Source organism: Salinicola corii, assembly GCF_008298015.1.
GTDB lineage: Bacteria > Pseudomonadota > Gammaproteobacteria > Pseudomonadales > Halomonadaceae > Salinicola > Salinicola corii.
In genome coordinates, this window is the sequence record NZ_VTPX01000001.1 from 1 (window position 1) to 22,928 (window position 22,928).

General features: G+C 59.1%; 23 protein-coding genes. 18 read left to right on the forward strand and 5 right to left on the reverse strand.

The window, feature by feature from the left end; translation table 11 throughout:
* The first annotated feature begins 158 nt into the window (after positions 1-158).
* The 15 genes from F0A16_RS00005 (at position 159) to F0A16_RS00080 (ending at position 15,957) form a co-directional block, all read left to right on the forward strand.
* The gene (locus tag F0A16_RS00005; RefSeq protein WP_149433366.1) at positions 159-2,156 is read left to right on the forward strand and encodes a conjugal transfer protein TraG; all 1,998 of its coding nucleotides are present in this window, start codon (positions 159-161) and stop codon (positions 2,154-2,156) included.
* Entirely contained in the window at positions 2,153-2,629 is a 477-nt protein-coding gene (locus F0A16_RS00010) for a ribbon-helix-helix protein, CopG family (RefSeq protein WP_149433367.1), read from the forward strand. Before F0A16_RS00005 ends, F0A16_RS00010 begins: the two co-directional genes overlap by 4 nt.
* Positions 2,626-3,660, forward strand: coding sequence for a P-type conjugative transfer ATPase TrbB (gene trbB, locus F0A16_RS00015; RefSeq protein WP_149433368.1), 1,035 nt, complete (start codon positions 2,626-2,628; stop codon positions 3,658-3,660). The genes F0A16_RS00010 and trbB overlap by 4 nt, the downstream gene beginning before the upstream one ends.
* Positions 3,657-4,034, forward strand: a complete 378-nt coding sequence (locus F0A16_RS00020; RefSeq protein ID WP_149433369.1) for a TrbC/VirB2 family type IV secretion system protein — start codon at positions 3,657-3,659, stop codon at positions 4,032-4,034. The genes trbB and F0A16_RS00020 overlap by 4 nt, the downstream gene beginning before the upstream one ends.
* The gene (locus F0A16_RS00025) at positions 4,031-4,315 is read left to right on the forward strand and encodes a VirB3 family type IV secretion system protein (protein ID WP_149433370.1); all 285 of its coding nucleotides are present in this window, start codon (positions 4,031-4,033) and stop codon (positions 4,313-4,315) included. The genes F0A16_RS00020 and F0A16_RS00025 overlap by 4 nt, the downstream gene beginning before the upstream one ends.
* A gap of 12 nt (positions 4,316-4,327) precedes the next feature.
* Positions 4,328-6,790, forward strand: a complete 2,463-nt coding sequence (trbE, locus tag F0A16_RS00030) for a conjugal transfer protein TrbE (protein ID WP_149433371.1) — start codon at positions 4,328-4,330, stop codon at positions 6,788-6,790.
* Positions 6,787-7,530 carry a P-type conjugative transfer protein TrbJ gene (gene trbJ / locus F0A16_RS00035; RefSeq protein WP_149433372.1) on the forward strand — a complete coding sequence of 248 codons (744 nt, stop codon included), beginning with the start codon at positions 6,787-6,789 and terminating at the stop codon, positions 7,528-7,530. The genes trbE and trbJ overlap by 4 nt, the downstream gene beginning before the upstream one ends.
* A 310-nt stretch (positions 7,531-7,840) precedes the next feature.
* A complete protein-coding gene (trbL, locus tag F0A16_RS00045) occupies positions 7,841-9,208 on the forward strand; it encodes a P-type conjugative transfer protein TrbL (protein ID WP_149433374.1) in 1,368 nt (455 codons plus the stop codon).
* Between the two features lie 18 nt (positions 9,209-9,226).
* The gene (trbF, locus tag F0A16_RS00050; RefSeq protein ID WP_149433375.1) at positions 9,227-9,931 is read left to right on the forward strand and encodes a conjugal transfer protein TrbF; all 705 of its coding nucleotides are present in this window, start codon (positions 9,227-9,229) and stop codon (positions 9,929-9,931) included.
* Positions 9,928-10,920 (forward strand): P-type conjugative transfer protein TrbG, encoded by a 993-nt coding sequence (gene trbG, locus F0A16_RS00055; protein ID WP_149433376.1) that lies wholly within the window; start codon positions 9,928-9,930, stop codon positions 10,918-10,920. Before trbF ends, trbG begins: the two co-directional genes overlap by 4 nt.
* A 2-nt stretch (positions 10,921-10,922) precedes the next feature.
* On the forward strand, positions 10,923-12,215 hold the full coding sequence (locus F0A16_RS00060) for a TraB/TrbI/VirB10 family type IV secretion system protein (protein ID WP_149433377.1): 1,293 nt from the start codon (positions 10,923-10,925) through the stop codon (positions 12,213-12,215).
* Positions 12,212-12,451, forward strand: coding sequence for a DUF2274 domain-containing protein (locus tag F0A16_RS00065; protein ID WP_149433378.1), 240 nt, complete (start codon positions 12,212-12,214; stop codon positions 12,449-12,451). The genes F0A16_RS00060 and F0A16_RS00065 overlap by 4 nt, the downstream gene beginning before the upstream one ends.
* 37 nt (positions 12,452-12,488) lie before the next feature.
* Entirely contained in the window at positions 12,489-13,589 is a 1,101-nt protein-coding gene (locus tag F0A16_RS00070) for an ABC-three component system protein (protein WP_223119670.1), read from the forward strand.
* Between the two features lie 11 nt (positions 13,590-13,600).
* On the forward strand, positions 13,601-14,092 hold the full coding sequence (locus F0A16_RS00075) for an ABC-three component system middle component 2 (protein WP_223119671.1): 492 nt from the start codon (positions 13,601-13,603) through the stop codon (positions 14,090-14,092).
* Entirely contained in the window at positions 14,089-15,957 is a 1,869-nt protein-coding gene (locus F0A16_RS00080) for an SMC family protein (protein WP_149433379.1), read from the forward strand. The genes F0A16_RS00075 and F0A16_RS00080 overlap by 4 nt, the downstream gene beginning before the upstream one ends.
* Before the next feature lie 392 nt (positions 15,958-16,349).
* On the opposite strand, the gene F0A16_RS00085 is transcribed toward F0A16_RS00080, so the two are convergent.
* From F0A16_RS00085 to F0A16_RS00095, 3 genes are all read right to left on the reverse strand, one after another.
* Positions 16,350-17,420: a type I restriction endonuclease gene (locus F0A16_RS00085; protein WP_149433380.1), complete on the reverse strand. Its 1,071-nt coding sequence runs from the start codon at positions 17,418-17,420 to the stop codon at positions 16,350-16,352.
* Between the two features lie 297 nt (positions 17,421-17,717).
* A complete protein-coding gene (locus F0A16_RS00090) occupies positions 17,718-18,008 on the reverse strand; it encodes a helix-turn-helix domain-containing protein (RefSeq protein WP_239023650.1) in 291 nt (96 codons plus the stop codon).
* Positions 18,009-18,208: 200 nt separating this feature from the next.
* Positions 18,209-19,381, reverse strand: coding sequence for an MFS transporter (locus F0A16_RS00095; protein WP_149433381.1), 1,173 nt, complete (start codon positions 19,379-19,381; stop codon positions 18,209-18,211).
* 88 nt (positions 19,382-19,469) lie between these two features.
* Here F0A16_RS00095 and F0A16_RS00100 point away from each other — a divergent pair, with 88 nt between their 5' ends.
* A complete protein-coding gene (locus F0A16_RS00100; RefSeq protein WP_149433382.1) occupies positions 19,470-19,970 on the forward strand; it encodes an Lrp/AsnC family transcriptional regulator in 501 nt (166 codons plus the stop codon).
* 309 nt (positions 19,971-20,279) lie between these two features.
* On the opposite strand, the gene F0A16_RS00105 is transcribed toward F0A16_RS00100, so the two are convergent.
* Positions 20,280-21,080, reverse strand: a complete 801-nt coding sequence (locus tag F0A16_RS00105) for an AraC family transcriptional regulator (RefSeq protein WP_149433383.1) — start codon at positions 21,078-21,080, stop codon at positions 20,280-20,282.
* Between the two features lie 106 nt (positions 21,081-21,186).
* Here F0A16_RS00105 and F0A16_RS00110 point away from each other — a divergent pair, with 106 nt between their 5' ends.
* Positions 21,187-21,996 carry a sulfite exporter TauE/SafE family protein gene (locus F0A16_RS00110; protein WP_149433384.1) on the forward strand — a complete coding sequence of 270 codons (810 nt, stop codon included), beginning with the start codon at positions 21,187-21,189 and terminating at the stop codon, positions 21,994-21,996.
* Between the two features lie 58 nt (positions 21,997-22,054).
* Here the strand turns inward: F0A16_RS00110 and F0A16_RS22215 are convergent, their stop codons facing one another.
* Positions 22,055-22,312 carry a LysR substrate-binding domain-containing protein gene (locus F0A16_RS22215; protein WP_149433385.1) on the reverse strand — a complete coding sequence of 86 codons (258 nt, stop codon included), beginning with the start codon at positions 22,310-22,312 and terminating at the stop codon, positions 22,055-22,057.
* 237 nt (positions 22,313-22,549) lie between these two features.
* Between F0A16_RS22215 and F0A16_RS00120 the strand changes: the two genes are divergently transcribed.
* The gene (locus F0A16_RS00120) at positions 22,550-22,882 is read left to right on the forward strand and encodes a helix-turn-helix transcriptional regulator (RefSeq protein ID WP_149433386.1); all 333 of its coding nucleotides are present in this window, start codon (positions 22,550-22,552) and stop codon (positions 22,880-22,882) included.
* Positions 22,883-22,928 lie beyond the last annotated feature (46 nt).

The following is a 22,928-nucleotide window of genomic DNA, read 5'->3' on the forward strand; positions in this document are numbered from 1 at the left end:
GTGGAGAAACGATATCCTCAATCATCTGCCAGCGCTGGTCGGAAAGCTCGTAGCGGCCTGCCATGACTCTCTCCTGTTCAATGAACAGAGATAGCGTAGCAACCATGACTTTTCAGACAGAACCTAGATATCAGTGCGTGTGTGTCGGAGGCCGGTGAATGCACTCTCAGGGCGTATTATTCGGGCAGATCGCTGCTGTTTTTGGCATCGTGATCGCCGGTGTGTGGGGAGCTACACAGTGGACCGCCGCCGCCCTGGGCTATCAGCTACGCCTCGGTTCTCCCTGGTTTGATCTCTTCGGCACGCCGGTCTATCACCCTTGGCGACTCTTTGACTGGTGGTTCTTCTTCGGCGCTTATGCGCCGGAGGTCTTCGATATCGGAGGCGCCATCGCAGGATGTAGTGGCCTAATCGCCGTCATCGTCGCTATCGCCATGTCGGTATGGCGTTCTCGGCAATCCAAACGGGTCACTACCTACGGTTCGGCACGTTGGGCCAATACGGATGATATTCGTAAGGCTGAGTTGTCCGAGCCGGACGGTGTCTTCCTGGGCCTGCACGACGACCAATATCTGCGTCACGAAGGTCCAGAACACGTGCTGGCCTTTGCGCCTACGCGCTCAGGTAAGGGGGTAGGGCTGGTGGTGCCCACCTTGTTGAGCTGGCCTGAGTCAGTGGTTATCCACGATATCAAGGGCGAGAACTGGCAGCTTACCGCCGGCTGGCGTTCGCGCTTTTCGCACTGCCTGCTGTTCAACCCCACCGATGCCGACTCGGCCGGCTACAACCCGCTGCTGGAAGTCCGGCGTGGCGCACATGAGGTGCGCGATGTGCAGAACATCGCCGACATTCTGGTTGATCCCGAGGGCGCGCTGGAGCGACGCAATCACTGGGAAAAGACCAGCCATGCACTGCTGGTCGGCGCGATTCTGCATGTGCTCTACGCAGGCGAGGACAAGACCCTGTGTGGTGTCGCCAACTTCCTCTCCGATCCCGACTGCCCATTCGAACTGACGCTGCACCGGATGATGACGACAAAGCACTTGGGCGATGCACCGCATCCGGTAGTGGCTTCCGCCGCACGCGAAGTGCTCAACAAAGCCGTCAACGAACGATCGGGTGTGCTCTCCACCGCTATGTCATTCTTGGGGCTGTACCGCGACCCTACGGTGGCGGCAGTGACCTCGCGCTGTGACTGGCGTATCGCCGACCTGATTGCCGCCAAGCATCCCGTCTCGTTGTACCTGGTAGTGCCGCCGTCGGATATCAGCCGCACCAAGCCATTGATTCGTCTGATCCTCAATCAGATTGGACGGCGGCTCACGGAGTCGCTCGATGGCTCCGATGGCATCGAGCGCCGCCACAAGCTGTTGCTGATGCTCGACGAGTTCCCGGCATTGGGACGGCTCGATTTCTTCGAGACCGCCTTGGCCTTCATGGCCGGATACGGCATCCGCAGCTTTCTCATCGCGCAGTCGCTCAACCAGATCGACAAAGCCTACGGGCAGAACCACTCGATACTCGACAACTGCCATGTGCGGGTGACCTTCGCCACCAATGATGAACGCACGGCCAAGCGGATTTCCGAGACGCTGGGCACCGCCACGGAGTTGCGCGCCCAGCGCAACTACGCCGGCCACCGGCTCGCGCCGTGGCTGGGGCATCTGATGGTGTCGCGTCAGGAAACCGCACGGCCGCTGCTGACGCCCGGAGAAGTGATGCAGCTTCCACCCGATGAAGCCGTGGTGATGGTCTCTAGTGTGGCACCGATCAAGGCTAAAAAGCTGCGCTACTACCTGGATGCCAATTTCAAGCAACGCGTGCTGCCGGTGCCTGTACTCGCGGCGGGGCGTTACGCGGATACGCCCCCGGCCCGACCCGACGACTGGCGCGAGTTGGTAGTCCCGACCGTACCCGCGGCATCGACTACGGCTTCTGCTGATGGCCTGGACGACACGGACGACGGTGGCCCGCGCCGCCTGCCCGAACTATCCGAGACCGTCGCTTTCAGCCCTGAGCCGGAACACCCGGCCAGTGACCTGGCACTGCTCGATGACGACGGCGCGCCACTGCCTCTTCCGAGCCAGTTGGACCCGGCCATGCAACGCGTGGCGCGGCAGGCGTCCCTCGATCCTGATGATGGAATCCCGCTATGAGCCGATACCGCTTGAACCTCTTTATCCAGCCCGAGCACGCCAAGCGCCTGGATGAGTTGGCCGCAAAGAAAGGCGTCTCGAAATCCAGCATCGTCGCGGCGGCCCTGGCGTCCTGGTTGTCACCGGACGCCGCCGACCGACGCGAGGCTGCCATCGCCAAACGGCTGGATCGCCTGTCGCGCCAGTTCGAGCGCCTGGAGCGTAATCAGAACATCGAGATCGAGACGCTGGCGCTGTTCGTGCGTTACTTCCTGACGGTGAGCACGCCGGTGCCCGAGGCCCATCAGGACGCCGCCCGCGCCCAGGGTAAGGCGCGCTTCGAGCAGTTCGTCGAACAACTCGGGCGCCGTTTGCTGCGTGGGCGCAGTCTGGTGCGTGACGTGGTGGAGGAGTTGCATCCCGACCCGGTGCACATGGACGACGCGGCAGCGCAAGGTGAGGGGCGGGAACGTGCTGGGGAACCGATGTCATGAGCGCCATTCCTCAGTCTTCCCCCTCCACGTCGCTGGATCGACGTATCCAGATGCTGCGTACAGCAATGGGGCCGGTGATTGCCGCTGCACTGGAAGACCCGGACGTGGTGGAGATCATGCTCAACCCCGACCGCACGCTGTGGGTCGACCGCCTGTCCTCCGGCCGCGCGCCGCTGGACGTGGCACTGTCCGAGGCCGACGGTGAGCGCATTATCCGTTTGGTCGCCGCCCATGTCGGCGCGGAGGTGCATCGCGGTCAACCGCTGTTGACGGCTGAGCTGCCGGAAACGGGCGAGCGCTTCGAGGGCATCCTGCCGCCGGCCGCGCCCGGGCCGGCCTTCGCGCTGCGCAAGCGCGCTGTGGGTGTTATCCCGCTGGAGCGCTACGTCGCCGATGGGATGATGACGGTGCAGCAAGCCGACTTCCTGTGCCGTGCGGTACGCGACCGACAAAACATCCTGATTGCCGGTGGCACCAGCTCCGGCAAGACCACGCTGGCCAATGCTTTGCTCGCGGAGATCGCCACCACCGGCGACCGCGTACTGGTGCTCGAAGACACCATCGAACTGCAATGCGCAGCCCATGACCATGTACCGCTCCGCACGCGTTCGGGTGTTGTGACCATGAGCGAGCTGGTGCGCGCCACCATGCGGCTGCGACCCGATCGTGTGGTAGTTGGCGAGGTCCGTGGTGGCGAGGCGCTGGATCTCATCAAGGTCTGGGGCACGGGCCATCCCGGCGGTATTGCCACCATTCATGCCGGTTCCGCCTTGGGGGCGCTGCTGCGCCTGGAGCAGTTGATTCTCGAAGTGGCAGTGAATCCACCGCGCCCGCTGATCGCCGAAGCGGTCAATGTCGTTATTCATATCGCCGGACGTGGACGCAAGCGCCGCATCGCGGGCATCGCCCGTGTGACGGGCTTCGACGCTGCCGGCTACCACCTGACGGACGTGTTGGACACGTCGTTGCCCGAATTGCCATCACCGTCTGATTCCACCCCAACTCCCAGCTCCCTTGGAGGCCAGCCATGACCCATACCCTTGCTTGGCGTTTTTCTGACCAGCCGCTTTCCCGCTCAATGTGGCTGCACCCTCTGCCCGGACTCGCAGGGCAGGGGCTGTTACTGGCCGCATTGATGCTGTTGTTGGCCAGCACGGCGCAGGCCGCCGGTTCCTCAATGCCCTGGGAAGGCCCGCTGGAATCCATTCTCGAGTCCATCCAGGGGCCAGTCGCGCGCATCGTAGCCGTCATCATCATTATTAGTACGGGCCTGGCACTGGCCTTTGGCGATACCAGTGGGGGCTTTCGCAAGCTGATTCAGATCGTGTTCGGGCTCTCCATTGCCTTCGCCGCGTCCTCGCTCTTTCTGTCGTTCTTCAGCTTTTCAGGCGGGGCGGTCGTATGAGTACTGCCAATGAAGTCGCTTCGGGCTTCGCTCCTGGCTTCGAGATTCCGCTGCATCGCTCGCTGACCGAGCCGATCTTGCTGGGTGGTGCGCCGCGTACGGTCGCCATTGCCAACGGGACTTTGGCTGCCGCCGTCGGGTTGGGCCTGCAACTGTGGATTCCGGGGGTGGTGCTCTGGATCGTCGGCCATTCACTGGCGGTCTGGGGCGCGCGAGTCGATGCGCAGTTCATGCAAGTCTTCGCCCGACACATCAAGCACAAGCCGCTGCTGGACGTGTAGGGAGGTGTCGCGATGCTGAATCTCGCCGAATACCGCCAGCGCCCCGCGTTACTGGCAGATTGGTTGCCCTGGGCCGGGTTGGTCGCGCCAGGTGTGGTGCTCAACAAGGATGGTTCGTTCCAGAGAACGGCGCGTTTCCGGGGGCCGGATCTGGACAGTGCCACGCAGGGCGAGATGATCGCCGTCACGGCGCGGCTCAACAATGCGCTGCGCCGACTGGGGACAGGGTGGGCGCTGTTTATCGAGGCGGAACGCCAGTTGGCGGGGGACTATCCGCATTCTGATTTTCCGGAGGCTCTGTCCTGGCTGGTGGATGAGGAACGCCGCGCTGCGTTTGAGGAATCCAATCAGCACTTCGAGAGCCGCTATCACCTGACGCTGGCCTTCCTGCCATCGGAAGAATCCCACGCCCGCGCGGCCAAGGTGCTGTACGAGAACGCCCCCGGCGAGGGTGTGGATTGGCAGGGCCGGCTGGATGCCTTCGTGGCGGAGACCAATCGCATATTCGATCTGCTCGACGGCGTGATGCCGGAAATCGCCTGGTTGGATGACAGCCAGACGCTGACCTACCTGCACACGACCGTCTCGACGCGCCGCTACGAGATCGGCGTTCCCGAGGTGCCGTTTCATCTGGATGCGCTATTGGCCGACCGCCCACTGGTCGGCGGACTGGCGCCGACGCTCGGCGATCACCACCTGCGAGTGGTATCGGTGCGCGGTTTCCCGACCTCGACCTGGCCGGGGATTCTGGATGACCTCAATCGCTTGGGATTTGGCTATCGCTGGAGTACGCGCTTTCTGTGCCTCGACAAAGCCGAGGCGGAAAAGGAGCTGGGCCGCCTGCGCCGTCAGTGGTTCGCCAAGCGCAAGAACGTGGTGGCGCTGCTGCGCGAGACGATCTTCCAGCAGGAAAGCCCGCTGGTGGATACCGACGCCAACAACAAGGCGGCGGACGCCGATGTGGCCCTGCAGGAGTTGGGTAGCGATCAGGTCGCCTTTGGTTATCTGACGGCCACGGTCACCGTGATGGACACGGTTGCCGATCTGGCCGACGAGAAGCGGCGGATGGTGGAGCGCGCCATCCAGGGACGTGGGTTCGTGACCATTCCCGAGACACTGAATGCGGTCGATGCCTGGCTGTCCTCGATCCCCGGTAATGCCTATGCGAATGTACGTCAGCCCATCGTATCGACTCTGAACCTGGCGCACCTGATGCCGGTGTCGGCGGTGTGGGCCGGGCCCGAAAAGAACGATCACCTTGATGGCCCACCGTTGATCGTCACCCGTACCGATGGTGCCACGCCGTTCCGGCTGGTGACGCACATTGGTGACGTGGGCCACACCCTTGTCGTGGGGCCGACCGGCATGGGTAAGTCGGTGTTGCTGGCCACGCTGGCGATGCAGTTCCGCCGCTACCCTGGTTCGCGCATTTTCGCCTTCGATATGGGCCGCTCGATGCGCGCTACGATCCTTGGCCTGGGCGGCGAACACTACGACCTCGGCGCCGATGGCGGCATCGCCTTCCAGCCGCTCGCGCGCATTGACCAGGCCAGCTACCGCACCTGGGCGGGCGAGTGGGTGGAAAGTCGCTTGCTGCACGAAGGCGTGGCGGTCGGCCCGGACGAGAAGGCGGCCATCTGGTCGGCGCTGAACAGCCTCGCCGGTGCGCCGCTGGAGCAGCGCACCATGACTGGGCTGTCCGTCCTGTTGCAATCCAACGCACTGCGCCAGGCGCTCGCGCCCTATGTGCTCGGTGGTGCCCACGGCAAGCTGCTGGATGCCGATCATGACCGACTCGGCAGCGCCGACGTGCAGGGCTTCGAGATGGAAGAGCTGATGCACAGCAAGGCGGCGGTGCTGGCTGTGCTGGGCTATTTGTTCGCGCGCTTTGATGAACGTTTCGACGGTGCCCCTTCGCTGTTGATCCTCGATGAGTCCTGGCTGTTCCTCGACGACCCGGTATTTGCCGCGCGTATCCGCCAATGGCTCAAGACGCTGCGCAAGAAGAACGTCAGCGTCATCTTCGCCACGCAGTCGCTGGCTGACATCAAGGATTCCAGCATTGCGCCGGCCATCATCGAAAGCTGCGCCAGCCGCATCTTCCTGCCGAACCCACAGGCGACCGAGCCACAGATCCGCACCATCTACGAGGGCTTTGGCCTCAACAGTCGGCAAATCGAGATCGTTGCCACCGCCGAACCCAAGCGCGACTACTACTACCAGTCACGCCTGGGCAATCGCCTGTTCGACCTCGACCTGGGGTCCGTCGCGCTGGCGTTTGCGGGTGCCTCAACACCGCAGGATCAACGTGACATCGACCGTGTGCTGTTGGATGCCGGCGCACCTGGATTCGCCGGTGCCTGGTTGCGTCATCGTGGTCTCGATTGGGGCGCCGACCTGTTGCCTTCGTTTCCTGGCCTTCCGCCAACGACCGCTTTCCGTCCCAACACCCCGCCATTGGAGGTTCCCTCATGAAGACTCAGTCCCACTTATTGTCCCTGTCGTGGGCAGCCGCGCTGTCGGTGTCGCTGTTGGCCGTGCAGCCTGCGGCCGCGTTCACCGTGTTCGACCCCTCGAACTTCGTACAGAACACCCTGACAGCGGTCCGCACGCTGGAGCAGATCAATAACCAGATCAACCAGCTTCAGAACGAAGCGAGAATGCTGACGAACCAGGCCCGCAATCTAGCGGGTCTGGATTTCAACGTCGTCAATCGGCTGCGGTCGACGCTGGCCACCACCGAACGCCTGATCACCGAGGCGCAGGGCTTGGCTTATGACGTGCAGAACCTCGACCGCGAATTCGCACGACTGTACCCGGAGGAGTACGCCGCTACAGTCAGTGGCGATCAGATGTACCAGGATGCGCAGGAACGCTGGAAGTACACGCGTGATGGGCTGCACGCCGCGATGCGGATGCAGGCTCAGGTCTCGGAGAACCTGACGCAGGACGAAAGCGCGCTGGCCGACCTGGTGAGTCAGAGCCAGTCGGCGGAAGGTGCCTTACAAGCCACGCAGGCGACCAACCAGCTCCTGGCTTTGCAGGCCAAGCAGTCGATCCAGACCCAGCAGCTTCAGATCACCCAGGAACGGGCCGCCGCCCTGGAATTGGCGCGGCATGCGGCTGCTACCGAACGTGCCCGCGAGGTGCGGCGCCGTTTCCTTGGGGACGGTACGCCGTACACGCCGCACCCCGTGCACTTCTACGGCAACTGACGGAGGCCGCTATGCGATGCGCTCCTGTCCTGTCGGTTTCGCTACTGGCCGTATGGTTATCCGCGTGCAGCCAGCCGTCGACCGAGAGCCAGGTCGGTGACTTGGCCACCGATCCTGTGCGGCTCAAGGCATGGCGTGAGCAGTGTGTCAGGGATCGACAGGTCGTGGGCGAGAACGACTGCCAGGTCGTTGCCGAAGCATACCGACGACGCTTCTTCTCAGGGCAAGCGGGCTCGAATGAATACCGGACACTGACGGATCTGCCACCCATTCCACCGAGCTTCGATGGACCTGTCTCGGAGGATGGGCCATGAACGATGTGACGGTCATCGACCGCTTCCTCAACACCTTCTCCACCTACATCGACTCAGGTTTTGGGCTATTACAGGGCGAGGTGACGTTCCTGACCGCCACACTGATCGTCATTGATATGACCATCGCCGGTCTGTACTGGGCTATGAGCCACGCCTCCGGCCAGGGTGAGGACGTGATTGCCAGGCTGCTGCGCAAGGTGCTCTACGTCGGCGCCTTCGCCTACATCATCGGCAACTTCAACTGGTTGGCCAGCATCGTGTTCCGCTCCTTCGCTGGCTTGGGCCTGACGGCCACTGGCTCGTCGCTGACGATGGAACACTTTCTGCAACCAGGTCGGCTGGCCAAGACCGGCATCGATGCGGCTGCGCCGATTCTGGAACAGATCGGCGACATGGCGGGCTTCCCCGAGGTGTTCGTCAATCTCGACCCCATCGTGGTGATGTTCCTCGCCTGGTTGGTGGTGATCCTGTGCTTTTTCATCCTGGCGATCCAACTCTTCATCACCCTCATCGAGTTCAAGTTGACCACTCTGGCGGGGTTTGTGCTGGTGCCGTTTGCCCTGTGGAACAAGACCTCGTTTCTTGCCGAGAAGGTGCTGGGCAATGTGGTGTCCTCCGGCGTCAAGGTGTTGGTGCTGGCGGTGATTGTCGGTATCGGGACGGGCCTGTTCGCGGAGTTCCAGGTGCATCCGGACGAACCGTCCATCGACCATGCACTGGTCATCATGCTGGCATCGCTCGCCTTGTTGGCGCTGGGCATCTTCGGGCCAGGCATTGCGACCGGGCTGATTTCCGGCGGGCCGCAATTGGGTGCTGGGGCGATGGCCGGTGCCACCATCGGCGCTGCCGGCACCGCCGTGGCCGTTGGTGCGGCCGCCACGGGTGTGGGCGGCGCGGTGCTGGCCGGGGCGCGCATTGCCCCGGCCGCCGCCAGACTGGCCGGCACGGGCGCGCGTACTGCCACTTCGACCGCCAGCAGTGCCCGGTCAGCGTTTCAGTCCGGTTCGTCCGCAGCCGGTGGAGGCCTCAAGGGGACGGCGGCGGGCCTCGGCAACGTCGCCAGGTCCGGCGCTCAAGGCGCCGGGCGAAGTACGGTCGCTCGTGCCTCCGCTGCTGGGCAGCGTATGACGGCTCCCTTCCGTGCGGGCTGGAATAGCTCGGCTACCGATGATGAGGCAGGGGGCGACGCTGCCGGAGGAAGCCAGAGCGGAACCTCGTCATCCCAACAGCAACCCGCTTGGGCCAAGCGCTTGCACCGCCGTCAACAGATCACCCATGCCGCCACAACAACGGCCCACACGTTGCGCGGTGGCGACAGTGGTGGGGCGGGTTCTGGCCCAAGTCTGCGTGATTCCGATACCTGACCCTCAAGGAGGCCTCTAATGCGATTCAAACGACCGAGGGTGCGCTATGCGGAATCGCCGCAACCGGCCACCCCGTACCAATCCGCCGCGCAAGTGTGGGACGAGCGCATCGGCTCGTCCCGTGTGCAGGCCAAGAATTGGCGTTTCATGGCCTTTGGCTGCCTGGTCCTGGCGCTTCTGATGGCGGGTGGCCTGGTATGGCGCTCGGCGCAGTCCATCGTCACGCCCTATGTGGTCGAGGTAGATCAGGCCGGACAAGTACGTGCTGTGGGCGAAGCTGCCACACCGTACCAGCCCAATGACGCGCAGATCGCGCACCACTTGGCGCGTTTCGTGACGTTGGTGCGTGCGCTGTCCATTGACCCGGTCGTGGTACGGCAGAACTGGCTCGCTGCCTACGACTACACCACCGACAAGGGAGCGGCGGTGCTCAATGACTATGCCCGCACTCACGATCCCTTCGCACGTATCGGCAAGGAGTCGGTGACGGTGCAGATCACCAGTGTGGTGCGTGCCAGTGATTCGTCGTTCAACGTGCGCTGGACCGAACGCCGCTACGTCAATGGCGCTGACGCGGGCCTGGAGCGTTGGACCGCCGTGGTGTCCATCGTGCTGCAAACCCCGCGTACCGAAGATCGCCTGCGCAAGAACCCCCTGGGCATCTACATCAATGGTCTGTCGTGGAGTCGCGAACTGGATACGTCCGAAGGAGCCCAGCCATGAAACCGTCTTCTCGCTTTTACGCTTTGCCACTGACCCTGCTGGTTCTGTCGGGCTGCGCCATGCAGGGTAAGCCGCCGCCGGCCATCTCACTCGACGACGCCGTACAGGCCCAGCCGCTGCCCGAGCCGCCGAAGCCCGTGGAAATTATGCCCGTACCGGAGGTACTGCCGATGCCGGCGCAGTTGAAGCCGTTGCCGGAGACCGGGGAGGCTGAGACGACGCCGGAGCCCGCCGATGAAACCGTGCGTGTATCCACGGCCAATGAAGAAGCGCGCATGGCACCGACTCGCGAAGGCTACGTCAATGCCATCCAGGTCTGGCCCTTCACCGATGGGGCGCTGTATCAGGTCTATGCAGCGGTCGGGCGCGTGACGGTGATTGCGCTTCAACCGGGCGAAGAATTGGTCACGGTGGCGGCGGGCGATACCGTGCGCTGGGTCGTGGGCGACACCTCCAGCGGTGCCGGTGACGAGCAGCGCGTCAATGTGCTGGTCAAGCCCATTCGTTCGGACCTGAAAACCAATCTGGTTATTACCACCAACCGGCGTACCTACCTTATCGAGCTGACCTCGACGGACAAGGCCTGGATGGCCTCGGTGTCCTGGGATTACCCGCGTGACCGGATGCTCGCCTTGCAGCGCCGGAATCGGGCCGCTGAAGTGGCTGCACCCGTGGATAGCGGCTTGGCACTGGAGAATCTGCGCTTTCGCTACGCGATCAGCGGCAGTCAGCCGCCGTGGAAGCCGCTGCGCGCCTTTGATGATGGCCGGAAGGTCTATATCCAGTTCCCAGCGGGTATCGCCCAAGGCGAGCTACCGCCCCTGTTCGTGATCGGTGCCGAAGGCGATGGGCAACTGGTGAACTACCGATTCCGTTCCCCGTACTACATCGTCGATCGGCTGTTCGGGGCGGCCGAACTGCGCCTGGGCGGCGACAAGGGCGATGTGGTGCGCATCGAACGCACCGACGGCGTAGCACGGAGGGACTGAGCATGAATCAGGACGAGACGGCCGGCCAGGCCACGCCGCAAGCGGATAAGGTTGCCCCCGATACCGTGACACTTCGTGCCCAGCCGCGCCCGGTGACGCGGTTGAACCGGCGCACCTTGGCGATTCTTACCGGCGGCCTAGCGATCACCGTGCTCGGTGCCACGATTTGGTCATTGCAGCCACCACAGCGTGGGCGCGATGAGCAGACCGAATTGTACAACGTAGAGAGTGTGTCGCGCTCGGACGAACTGGAGCAACTTCCCTCCGACTATTCCGAACTGCCGCCTGATTCACCGCCCAAGGTGCCAGAGTTGGGGCCGCCATTGCCGGGTGACCTGGGGCCAGCCATCGTGAACACACAGCAGCCAGCCGTGGCCAGCTACTCGGCGCCCGGTCATGACTCTGCCGATGCGCTACGCGAGGAGGAAGAGGCCGCGGCGACTTCGTCGCTGTTCTTCCAGACGGGCAACCAAGGCCAAGCGACCACGACAGCCGCAGCATCGCCGTCTTCGCCTGCTATGCCAGATATGGGCAATGCCTTGGCGGCCTTTGATCCGCTGGGCGCCGGGCCGGCCTCGACGTCGGCCCAGTCCACGGATCCCACCGCCGTACAGAACCGGCAGGATCAGAAAGAAGCGTTTCTGCAATCTGGAAACACGGAAACCCGTAATAGAGGAGATCTACAATTGCCCGATTCGCCGTATCAGGTCATGGCTGGGACGGTCATCGCAGGTGCCTTGGTGACGGGCATCAAGTCGGACCTACCGGGCGATGTGATCGCTACCGTGACGGAGCCGGTCTATGACACGGCTACCGGCCAACACCTGCTGATCCCACAGGGCTCACGTATCCTGGGGCGCTACAACAGTCAGGTGAGCTACGGGCAGAGTCGGGTTCAGGTCGTCTGGAACCGCATCATACTGCCGGATACCTCCTCGCTGACGCTCGACAACCTGGCTGGCACCGACCCGGCGGGCTATGCCGGTCTGGAGGATGGTGTCGATTGGCACTGGGATCGTATTTTTGCCGGTGCCGTGCTGACAACGCTACTGGGTGTCGGCGCTGAACTGGCCGCACCGGAAAACCGGCAGGACGGTGATCGCGTCATCATCGCCGGTCGCGACAGCGCGCAAGATAGCATCAATCAGGTAGGCCAGGAGATGACCCGACGCAATCTGAACATTCAACCCACCTTGACGGAGCGGCCCGGCTTGCCGGTACGCGTCATCGTCAACCGCGACTTGGCACTTCGTCCTTACCAGCCACTGTTGCTCAACCAGGGAGCGTCACGATGACTACGACCCGAAAGCTACGTCTCGGCCCACTGCCCAGCACCCAGACCACCAAGCTGACCTTCGCATGCCCGGCCAGCCTGAAGTCCGACCTCGACCGGTATGCTGCGTTGCACGCGCAGACCTACGGCGAGGCGGTCGATGCCGTGACACTGATCCCGCACATGCTGGAGGCGTTCATGGCGGGGGATCGGGGGTTCAAGAAGACGTCTCTGAAAGGTAACAATATACTTGAATAACATTTAGAATGGTTGATGCTGGCTAGGATTCAGGACATTGCCTCCGGTTAGCGCAGTAGCCAAGGTAAGGCGGCATTATAAACAACAGTTGCATTACAATGTGACAACAAAACTGGGGACTCATAAGGGGCAGTCTTTGCGTATTAACCACGCTATCCTGATCCGCGCACTTCCGCCAGATCGTTTGGAGGACTTCGTTAATGATTGGCTGGCCCAGCGTTGCAAAGACTACCACAGCCATGAACTTTGGCGCGGCACAGGTGATATGGGACGCGATGTCACGGGCTATGTGACAGATAAGCGTATGGAAGGTCCGTGGGATAACTTCCAATGTAAGCAGCTCAGCAAGTCACTTTCCGAAAGCTCGGCCTTCATTGAGCTTGGCAAGATATTTATGCACTCCTCTGTCGGTGAGTACTCATTGCCACGCTCCTACATTTTTGTCGCACCGCGAGGTGTGGCTAGGGCTGTGCAGCAGTTTATAGCTCATCCTGAACGCTTTAGAACCGCCTTTCTCGAACGCTGGGATTCTGATATTTCTGGAAAGCTAGTGGAAAAGCAAAGTATACCACTTAGCCCCGAGATCGTTGCCGCGATTAAAGCATTTGATTTCACCAACATCCATTGGCTCGATGCAGCGCGGCTCGTCGAAGATCCCGCGTGCAAGCCCGCTCTGGTTAAATGGTTTGACGAAGATCCTGGCCCCTCGCCACGAGGAGTTGTTCCAGATCAGATCGAGGCCAGTGAGTCTTCATACATCGGCCAGCTGCTTAAACTATACGAAGAAAAAGGTCCGGGAACTTTCCCAGATGCAACAACAGCATTGGCCAGCCCGGAGTTTGGTAAGCATCTGCGTGACCAACGTACTCGCTTCTTTGATTCGGTCGCATTTGATAGGTTTTATAGAGATTCTACCCCTGAGGATTACTTGTTTAATTTTAAGGATGAAGTTTATCACGGTGTAGTTGAAATTCATGATGATGAACATGCAAATGGGCTGACGAGGCTACGCCAAGTGATGCAGCAAGCTGCGATCTTGCAACCATCCGGCATTCTGGGCAAGCATGCAGGTCCTCAAGTGAAACAAGGGACCTGCCATCAGTTCGCAAATGACGGACGTTTGCCGTGGCATCGTTAGAGGACAGAATATTGGACAAACATCCGTTCAATAGCACCCTTGAAACTGGTATTCGGGCCTTGGTAGTGCTTGAGGCTTTTTATCCGCGCCATTGCGATCTGATGGAAATGACGTGGTTTGATCATTTGATCGTACATACAGGCGATATCGATGGGCAGGATGTACCAGAAAGTCTCCATCCCGATCTGCCTAATCGTACCGGTGAACTCCTAGTTCGTCGTCAGCTGGTAGAGAGAAGCCTGCGTATGATGCAGCAAATGCACCTTGTTGACGTTTTTGAGACGGAAGCTGGAATAGAATTTTGCGCCAGTGAGGAGGCTCCAAGTTACGTGGAACTTCTGCAGGCGCCTTATTCTCTCGCGCTTAAGGACCGAGCTAGATGGATGGCGGATCGCTTTGCTCAACAGGAGAACGTTGAAATTCGGGAGCTCATTGAAGGCCAGATTGGTCGCTGGACTACGGAATTCACGACCGATGACACATCTTCGGGGCGATCAGTATGAATGGTATCCGGCTGCGTCATCTCGTCTTCACTGGCTCCGGCATTGAGCCTGCCGAACTTGAGTTTGATGAGGGGCTCAATATTATCTATGGTGCCTCGAATACTGGTAAGTCCTTCGCTTCGAAGGCCATTCTGTTCATGCTCGGTGTTTCCAAGAGTCTACCCGCAATTGAAGAAATTGCTGCTTATGAATCGGTTTGGCTAGGCCTGACTCTACCTGATAATCGCGATGTTACGCTTTACCGTGCAACACAGGGTGGCCAGTTCAAGTTCTATCAGGGACTACTCAAGAAGGCCGATGTCAAAGATGGTTTAGTGCTGCGTCAGCAGCACGATTCAAAGCGTACTGATACTGTTTCACACCTATTGCTCGATGCTATGGGGGTCGCCGGAAAAACGGTCGTTCGAGATGGTAACTGCAAGAAGGACACGCTGTCCATTTACTTGTTATCGCCCTACGTTGTAGTGTCCGAGCAGGATATTATTGCCGAGAAAAGTCCTGTCTTTACCTCGGGGTCGCCTTCCCAGCGTACCTTCGAGCAGAACTTGTTCAAGTTTTTGCTTACCGGTGTTGACGACGCTGCGGCCGTTACAGTTCCGAAACCCTCCGAACGCAAAGTGGCCAAGGCTGCGAAAATTGAACTAGTTGATGAGTTGATTGCTCAGATCAATGTAGAGCTCGGCGAGAATCCGCCAGATGAAAGGGAAATCGAAGAACAGCTAGAGCGACTGGAGCAAAGTGCAAGTAACCTTGTGTTTAGGCTAAAGGATGCCCAAGCAAAACTTGATGCCCTTGCAGGTGAAAGACGAAAATCCATAGAGTGCCGCCGCGAGTTATTAGAAAGGTCGGGAGAGCTTGATCTAACGATTGAGCGTTTCTCTAAATTACAGGCTGTCTACAGCTCGGACCTTCAGCGCCTGCAGTCAATTGAAGAAGGAGGGTTCGTGCTCGTGGCGATGACCGACATGGATTGTCCGGTCTGTGGTGCTCCGTCTGATGCCCAAAAACATAATCATGCTGCGGAAGAGATTGCGATGGCGCATAAAGCTGCTGCCGCTGAAGCTCGCAAGATCGAGCGTGAACAACGTGAGCTGACTCAAACTATAGCTTCTCTGGAGGCAGAAGCTGTAGGGCTGCGCCGGACCGTTGATTTGGAGAAAACCGAGATTGATAGGCTCGATGGCGAGATTGAGAAGGCGCGCCCACATGAAACTTCTTTGCGAGAAAGTTACGAAGTATATGTTTCGAAGCGATCCGAGATAGTAAATGTACTCGACCTTTATAAGCGCCGCTCCAATCTGTCGATACGGAGAGCTGAAATCGACGCCGAACCAACCAGACGAAGTAAAGGCGATGCACCATCAGTAGGCCCAGATTCGACTACATTGTTCCGGTTTGGAGAGACAGTGAAGTCTGTACTAACTGAATGGCGCTTTCCCGATGCAGACAAAGTGCAGTTTGACACAGAAGCTATGGATATTATCGTTGCCGGAAAACTCCGTGCCGCCAACGGCAAAGGTGTTAGGGCAATTCTTCATGCAGCTTTTAATGTGGCCATTGTTGTTTTCTGTATCGAAAATGAACTTCCATACCCTGGCTTCCTCGTTCTTGACACTCCATTGCTCACTTATCGTGAGCCGATGACATCGCGCTATGGTGAGTTGTCGGAAGATGAAAAGGTCCTTAAGAAGACAGGTCTGGCTGAACATTTCTACAAACATCTCTCTAGCCTCAAGGACAAAGTGCAGTTCATCGTAATCGAAAACTCTGATCCACCGACTGCTATCCGAAATGTTGCTCGTATTGAGACCTTCAGTGGCCTTGAAGGCAATGGTCGATTCGGTCTATTGGCAAGAAGTACGTGATCGCGCCCGAAGTTTGAATATCACTTTCGTCTTGGCCGTGAGGTTACGCGATTACCACTGTGTCGGGCAGGGAGCTTGGGCATATGGATGATGCCGCTGTGCTTCTGGTACTATGGCCTTTGGTTGATGATGGTATGGAAAACACTGCCGCTGGAAAAATCGCTGCATCACCCGCGGAAACAAAGAGCCCGTGATTCTGACGGTAAAAGCGACGGTAAAGCCCCAAATCAACCTTTTGTGAAATCTTTACTTTCAATAGGTTAGAGCTCTCGTTGATGATTGAGTGGGAGTAGGCGCTACTAGTCGTTTAGATTTGAAAAACCGCTGCTTTTTGCAGCGGTTTTTTGGAGTGCTCTTTTCGGCGAGTTCGTTGTTGTTGCTGGCTCCGGGTTTTACCCTAAGTATTGCTGCAACGCTTCTATTAGTTTCTGGCGATATTTAAAAAGATCGCTTACCGATTCAATATCTACAAGCTCTTGCTGTTTATCCTTGAAGAAGCCGATACGCTTGATGCTCTTCGTGTTGAAGTGAAGCCGGCAGAGGGGCTTGCGGTTATTGTCATCAAGGAGGATGGCGCAGTATGACTTTGCATCACGCATAGAAATGCGCGATACATCGACAACCTCTGACAGGATCGAGCGAACGATATTGTATGCATCGATCTCTTCTTGAGTGGTTACAATGTCATCTTGTTCGGGTGCTAGCTGTGCCTGAATAGGCTCGGGTTGAGGGATGGTATCATCTACGTAGTTCCGAGCCAGAGCACCTTTCAAGCGCTGTGCCACTTGTTCCTTGATATACAGCTTACCTGCCTCTCTAACGATTGGCATGAATTCATCGATTACCTGTCTGGTGTGTCGACCTTCGTAGAATCGAGAGACAATGAATTTCACGAACTCTTCGGGAGGCTCTTTGATCGTTTCTTCGATGGCTCGTTTGGCAAGGTTTGTATATTTCAGCCGGTTCGCCGTGCTCAAAATCGCTTCTACATCGAAGTTGGGCTTCGTGAATTTACGTAGCTCTTCCACGTCACCGTCGTTAAAGTCCTCAAGGTCGAATATAAAGAAAGGGCGCGAGTCGAGTTTGTTTTGTGCGTCCAGGTCGGAATAGAAACGGTATTTTAAGCCGTTGGTAAGAATGGCGAACTTGGCTTCAGTACACCCGAAATAGCGGAACAACTGAGAGTATTGGGTATTGGCAAGGTCGGTCCCCAGCGGTTTGCATTCGATCAGTATCGACAGTTCGTCGTCCTTTCGGATGGCATAGTCGACTTTCTCGCCTTTCTTCGTCCCGACATCTGCGGTGAATTCCGGGACTACCTCCCGTGGATCGAAGGGGTCGTAGCCGAGCGCCGCGAGCAATGGCATGACCAGCGCAGTTTTCGTCGCTTCTTCGGTCTTGATGTGGTCCAGCTGGTCACGCCCCCGCTGGGCAATACTGCTGAGCTTGTCTCCTAGTTCCATGTTTCCCTCGCGTACGAAAATTTTTGTATTGTTACGTTCCATAACACATTAGACCGATGCAAGGATGAGGGCAAAGCGACTTTAGCGGGATATCAACGATTCATGCCGCTGCAAACACCCAGTATTTCAAGACGCTAGGACGCTGGGAGTGTTCGACTCTACTTTTCATGCGATCTTCAATTCTTTTTTCGCCGAGCCTCGGCTTCCGTTTCCTCATCGTCACTGGCCTGATGGAGTTCATGGCTACTAGTCCGAGGTCGTAATCGGGTCATGCGGGTTTGTAGGGCTGCCCCCGCATCAGCAACGGCCGGGCAATTCCTCCTCCTGACGAGTAGCCGCGCGGATAAAGGCGGTCGGGGATTGGCCGAGCACCTTGCGAAACATGCTGGAGAAGGCGCCCGGACTGTCGTAGCCGAGTTCCAGCGCGGTTCGGGTAACGGAGCTACCGGCTAGTAGCCTGGGAACGGCGGCCATCAGGCAGGCCTGTTGACGCCATACGGCGAACGACAGGCCGTTCTGCTGGCGGAACAAGCGATTGAAGGTGCTCTGGCTGCGGTGCAGTTGCCGCGCCCATTTCTTAGACGGCATGCTGGACTGGCGCTTCGATGCACTATGCCCTGCGGTGATTGGCTTTTGGATGGGTGCGGTCATGGTGGGGTTGCGACACCCCATTCCCACCCAAAGGACGCGTATCGAATAGTTGCAGCCGCGAAGACATGTCAGGCATCTAATCGCCCGCCACAAAGGCGGGCTGTAGTGTGAGACAGGGGGAGGTATTCCCCCTGACCTTACTCTGCCAATGCCGCTGAATATTTTCGACCCGCGCTGAGCCAAGCGATGATGGCCAAGCTCAAGGCCACGAGCGAAATGATTGCGCCCGCCCAGTTCGGAGAGGCCAAGCCGTACCCGGTGGCAATCGTTGCGCCACCTACCCATGCGCCAATCGCATTACCGAGGTTGAACATGCCTATGTTCACCGAGGCAGCCATCGTGGGCGCTCCGGCCTGGCTGGCACGGTCCATCACCAGTTTCTGGATCGGGGCGACTGTCGCGAAGCCAAAGGCGGCCATGAGGAAGACAGCGGCCGACGCGACAATGCCGCTTTCAACGCCGAGCCAGAAGACGAAAAGTACCGCGGCCTGTGCGCCGAGTGTCACAAACAGCGTTCCGAAAAGTGAACGGTCAGCAAAGCGCCCCCCCATCCAGTTGCCAACCGCCAGGCCGAGCCCGAACAGAACCATCAGTATGGCGATACCCGTGTCAGAAAACCCCGCCTCTTCAGTCATCATAGGGGCGATGTAGGTGATGGAAGTAAAGAATGCGGCAGGACCGAAGACAGTGATGCCCATGGCGAGCAAAACCTGTGGGTCTGTGAAGGCACGTAGTTCACTCCTCAACGCGATGGCCTTGCCTGCCTTGATTTGAGGCACCAGCAGCGTGAGGCTGATGACGGTGACGAGACCGATCCCGGCGATCAGCCAGAATACCAGTCGCCAGCTGTAGGCCTGAGCGAGCCAGGTGCCTGCAGGTACACCGAGCAGGTTTGCCATCGTAAGTCCGGAGAACATGAAAGCGATGGCACTCGCTTGGCGATCTTTCGCGACCAGAGAGGCGGCGATGATGGAGCCAATGCCGAAGAAAGTTCCGTGATTGAACGCTGTTAAAATACGACCTGCCAGTGCGATGGAAAACGTCGGCGCCACTGCCGTAATCACGTTACCAAGCGTGAAGATTAAGGCGAGGCAGATCAACATCGTTTTACGCGGTACTTTGGCGCCTAGAATCGTCAGGATTGGCGCACCCACGAACACGCCTAGCGCGTAGGTGGTGGCCATTAAACCTGACGTGGGGATATCGATGCCGAAGTCCCTGGCAATCTGGGGGAGGATGCCAGCGACAACGAATTCAGTCATTCCGATACCGAATGCGCCAATCGCCAGCGCGAAAAGTGCTATTGGCATGATAGTATCTCCGTATATGATATGCTTATCCGAATGTGATTCGGTTTTCTCAATTTTATTGGCAATGCTATTCGGAGGTAAATCGAGAATGGCGCCATCAGATAAAGAAACAGATGCTATTCGGCAGATAAGGCATCATCCGGCCGAACTCGATTCCATCGACCGAAAAATATTAGGCGCACTCGCTGAAGATGCGTCGCGCAGCTACGCCGAACTCAGCAAGATGGTGAACTTATCCGCCCCCGCTGTGCATGACCGGGTAAAAAGGCTCAAGCGCGATGGGGTCATCAAGGGCACCGTCGCGATTCTTGATGGCTGCAAGCTTGGCCGAACGCTTCTGACCTTTCTGCTGGTCGATACCAGTAGCTACAGCGCGACGCGTAAACTACTGACCTTCGCCGAAAGACCCGAGGTAGAAGAGCTGCATACCGTCGCAGGAGATGGCTGTGTGCTAATCAAAGTGCGCGCGGCTAACACCGAGTCTCTTGAGGATTTCCTGATGGAGATTCAAAGCCTGGAAGGTGTCAGGTCTGTCCGCAGCTACATTGCACTCTCAACATTCTTGGAAAGAGGTCCATCGCCAGATTAGGCCAACTTCTCCAAAGCGTTATGGAAGGGGGCAGGAATCATGGGCAAGGTTAATTTGATCTGCTGTCGCACTGTTATTGATCGGATGATGCCTCAGATCAAAGCGTAGGTTCGGTCACGATTCGCGAATCATCTTTAGCAGGGTGATGGCCAAAAACGTGAGCGTATTCTCTCCCAAATGGCGTGGGCCGCGCGCCAGTTCATGTCGAATGTACACATGGTAAAAGCCATGATGGCGCTGATTCGCAATGCGGCCCGGCTTTGGGGACATCGTAAACGGGCCAACCAGGTTTGTAGGGCTGCCCCCGCATCAACTACCGCCGGGCATCTCCTCCTCCTGCCGAGTAGCCGCGCGAACGAAGGCGGTCGGGGATTGACCGAGCACCTTGCGAAACATGCTGGAGAAGGCGCCGGGGCTGTCGTATCTCAGTTCCAGCGCGGTTCGGGTAACGGAGCTACCGGCTAGCAGTCTGGGGAGGGCGGCCATCAAGCAGGCCTGCTGGCGCCATACGGCGAAGGACATGCCGGTCTGCTGACGGAACAGACGATTGAAGGTGCGTTGGCTGCGATGCAGTTGCCGCGCCCAGTCCTCGGGCAGGCTGTGAATATGCGGCTGGGCGAGAAAGTCTCTGCACAGGCTGGCCAGTTCGGGATCGTGCGGCAAAGGCGCAAACAGCGGCAGCGACGGTGCCAGTTGGAGCTCGTGCAGCAGAAGTTGGGCGAGGGCGCCATCGCGACCGCTCTCGTCATAGAGCGCGGGCATGTTGGCGGAGGCCAGCAGCAGATGATGAAGCAGTGGCGACACGACCAGCACTTCGCAACTGGGGGAATGGCGTGGCGCCGCATCGGGCTCGATATATAGGCTGCGGGTACTGACGCCGTTCATCCGCACCCGGTGCCGCTTGCCCGCCGGCAACCAGACACCGCTGTAGGGCGGTACCATCCAGGTTCCGTCATCGGTATCCACTTCCATCAAGCCCGTCATGCCGTAGAGAAACTGGGCACGGCGATGGGTGTGAAAGTCGAGCAAGGTGCCGGGGCTGTAGTCGGTGCCGATGGCCACGACGGGCCGGGCTACATGATCCACGTCCGCCAGCGGGATATTGCGCATCGTCGTCAACCTGGCCGAAACACGACGATTATTGGCCAACGGGCGAATGTCGGCCACCCCCCATCGGAATATCGTTCCTGTCGTTGGATTTCTCGGGAGTGTTCCGGTGTATAGCGTATTGCTTCTCTGCGGCGGGCTGGCCGGCGTGACGACCGTGCTGTTCGGTTTCGGTGGCGGCTTCGTCGTCGTTCCCTTGATGGTTACCTTGCTGATTGCCGTCCACGGGGCGGATAGCGTGGCCGGCCAGGCGGCCATGCATATCGCGGTGGCCACTTCGACCGCACTGATGATCTTCGCTGCCTCTCTATCGACCTGGCGTCACCACCGGCGACGGACCGTGCAATGGCGTCTGGTGCGTCCGCTGGTGGGCTATATCGCCATCGGTGCCGTGCTCGGGGCGGCAGCGGCGGTGTCGGTAAGTGGAGAGTGGGTGCGCTGGATGTTCGTCGGCTATCTGGCGATCACGATTGCGGATGCCACCCTGCGGCCCGGTTTTCTGCATCGGGCGAGTGGGGAGGTTCGCCCCATGGGCCGTCTGATGACGGCGGTGACAGGCTTGTTCATCGGTATCGTTGCGGCCTTTCTGGGGGTTGGCGGCAGCGTGATGACCGTGCCGCTGATGCGTCGCAGAGGGGCCAGCATGACGGCGGCCACGGCGATGGCCAATCCGTTGTCGTTGCCCATGGCGATCAGTGGCACCGCAACTTATGTGCTGTTGTCGGCCGGCGATACCCCTCTGGGCGCCTGGTATGCGGGGTACGTGGATCTGCGCGCCTTGCTGGCGCTGGCGGTGGGGTCGTGGCTCGGCATTCGCCTGGCGTCGCGATGGATCGGGCGCATTCCCGATCGCATTCATGCCGGGGTCTACCTGCTGCTGCTGACGGTCGTGCTGGCGGTAATGGTCGTCATGCACTGAGACGTTCCAGACTTGCATGACGCCTCTCCGTATAACTATCGCATGTATTCGACACAACTCACTTTGACGTACTGGCTCGGTTGCGTTGGACTTCGTCATGCAGCCATCGATGAAAATGTGGACAGTAGGAATGCATAGGACGGTGTCGCGAACAAACCAGATAGTGGCGCTTCGGCATTCTGATCCATTGACTGGCGAGCGTGACCAGGCCGCCTCGCTCAAACCAGGGAGCCACGTGTGTGTAGCGTCCCAGAGCCACTCCCATGCCCGATAACGCCACGAGCTCGGCGACGATGGAGAGCTTGTCGATAGGCATCTGCAGCGCCAGGTCGAGCCCACTGAGCGAGGCGCCAAGGGCACCTCATAGCGCGATTGGGACAGGTGGTGGTCACCAACTGCCTGGGTGATGAGTATTTAAAGTTTCATCTCGCCATCTTGTGGGTACTAAGATGCCCATTTTCTTGCTATCTCATGCAGGCCGCATCATAGTGAGCACTTGAGTACTCACAAGCTGTCTAATGAGTCTTTAAATACCCAATCTGACGAGATGGCAATGAAGCGGCCACGCAGCTACTCCCGCGTCACCAAGCAGGCACTTTCGATCCTCGGCAAGCTGATCAAAGCTGGCCGCTTGGAGCGGGAGCTCACCGCTGCCGAACTGTCTGAACGCGCAGGCATCTCGCGTAAGACCCTCCGCAACATCGAAAATGGCGAAGCCGGCACAGAGATCGGCATCGTCTTCGAGGTCGCCACACTCGTTGGCGTGCGGCTGTTCGATGTCGACGACCGGGCAGGTGCGATGCATAACGCCCATCTCGAGGAAAAATTGACGTTGCTGCCGAAGCGGGTTCGCCCGAGCAGGCAGGAGGTCGATGATGACTTCTAGGCTGGCGCAGCCACGAGAGGCCTATGTCTGGATCTGGTTGCCGGGA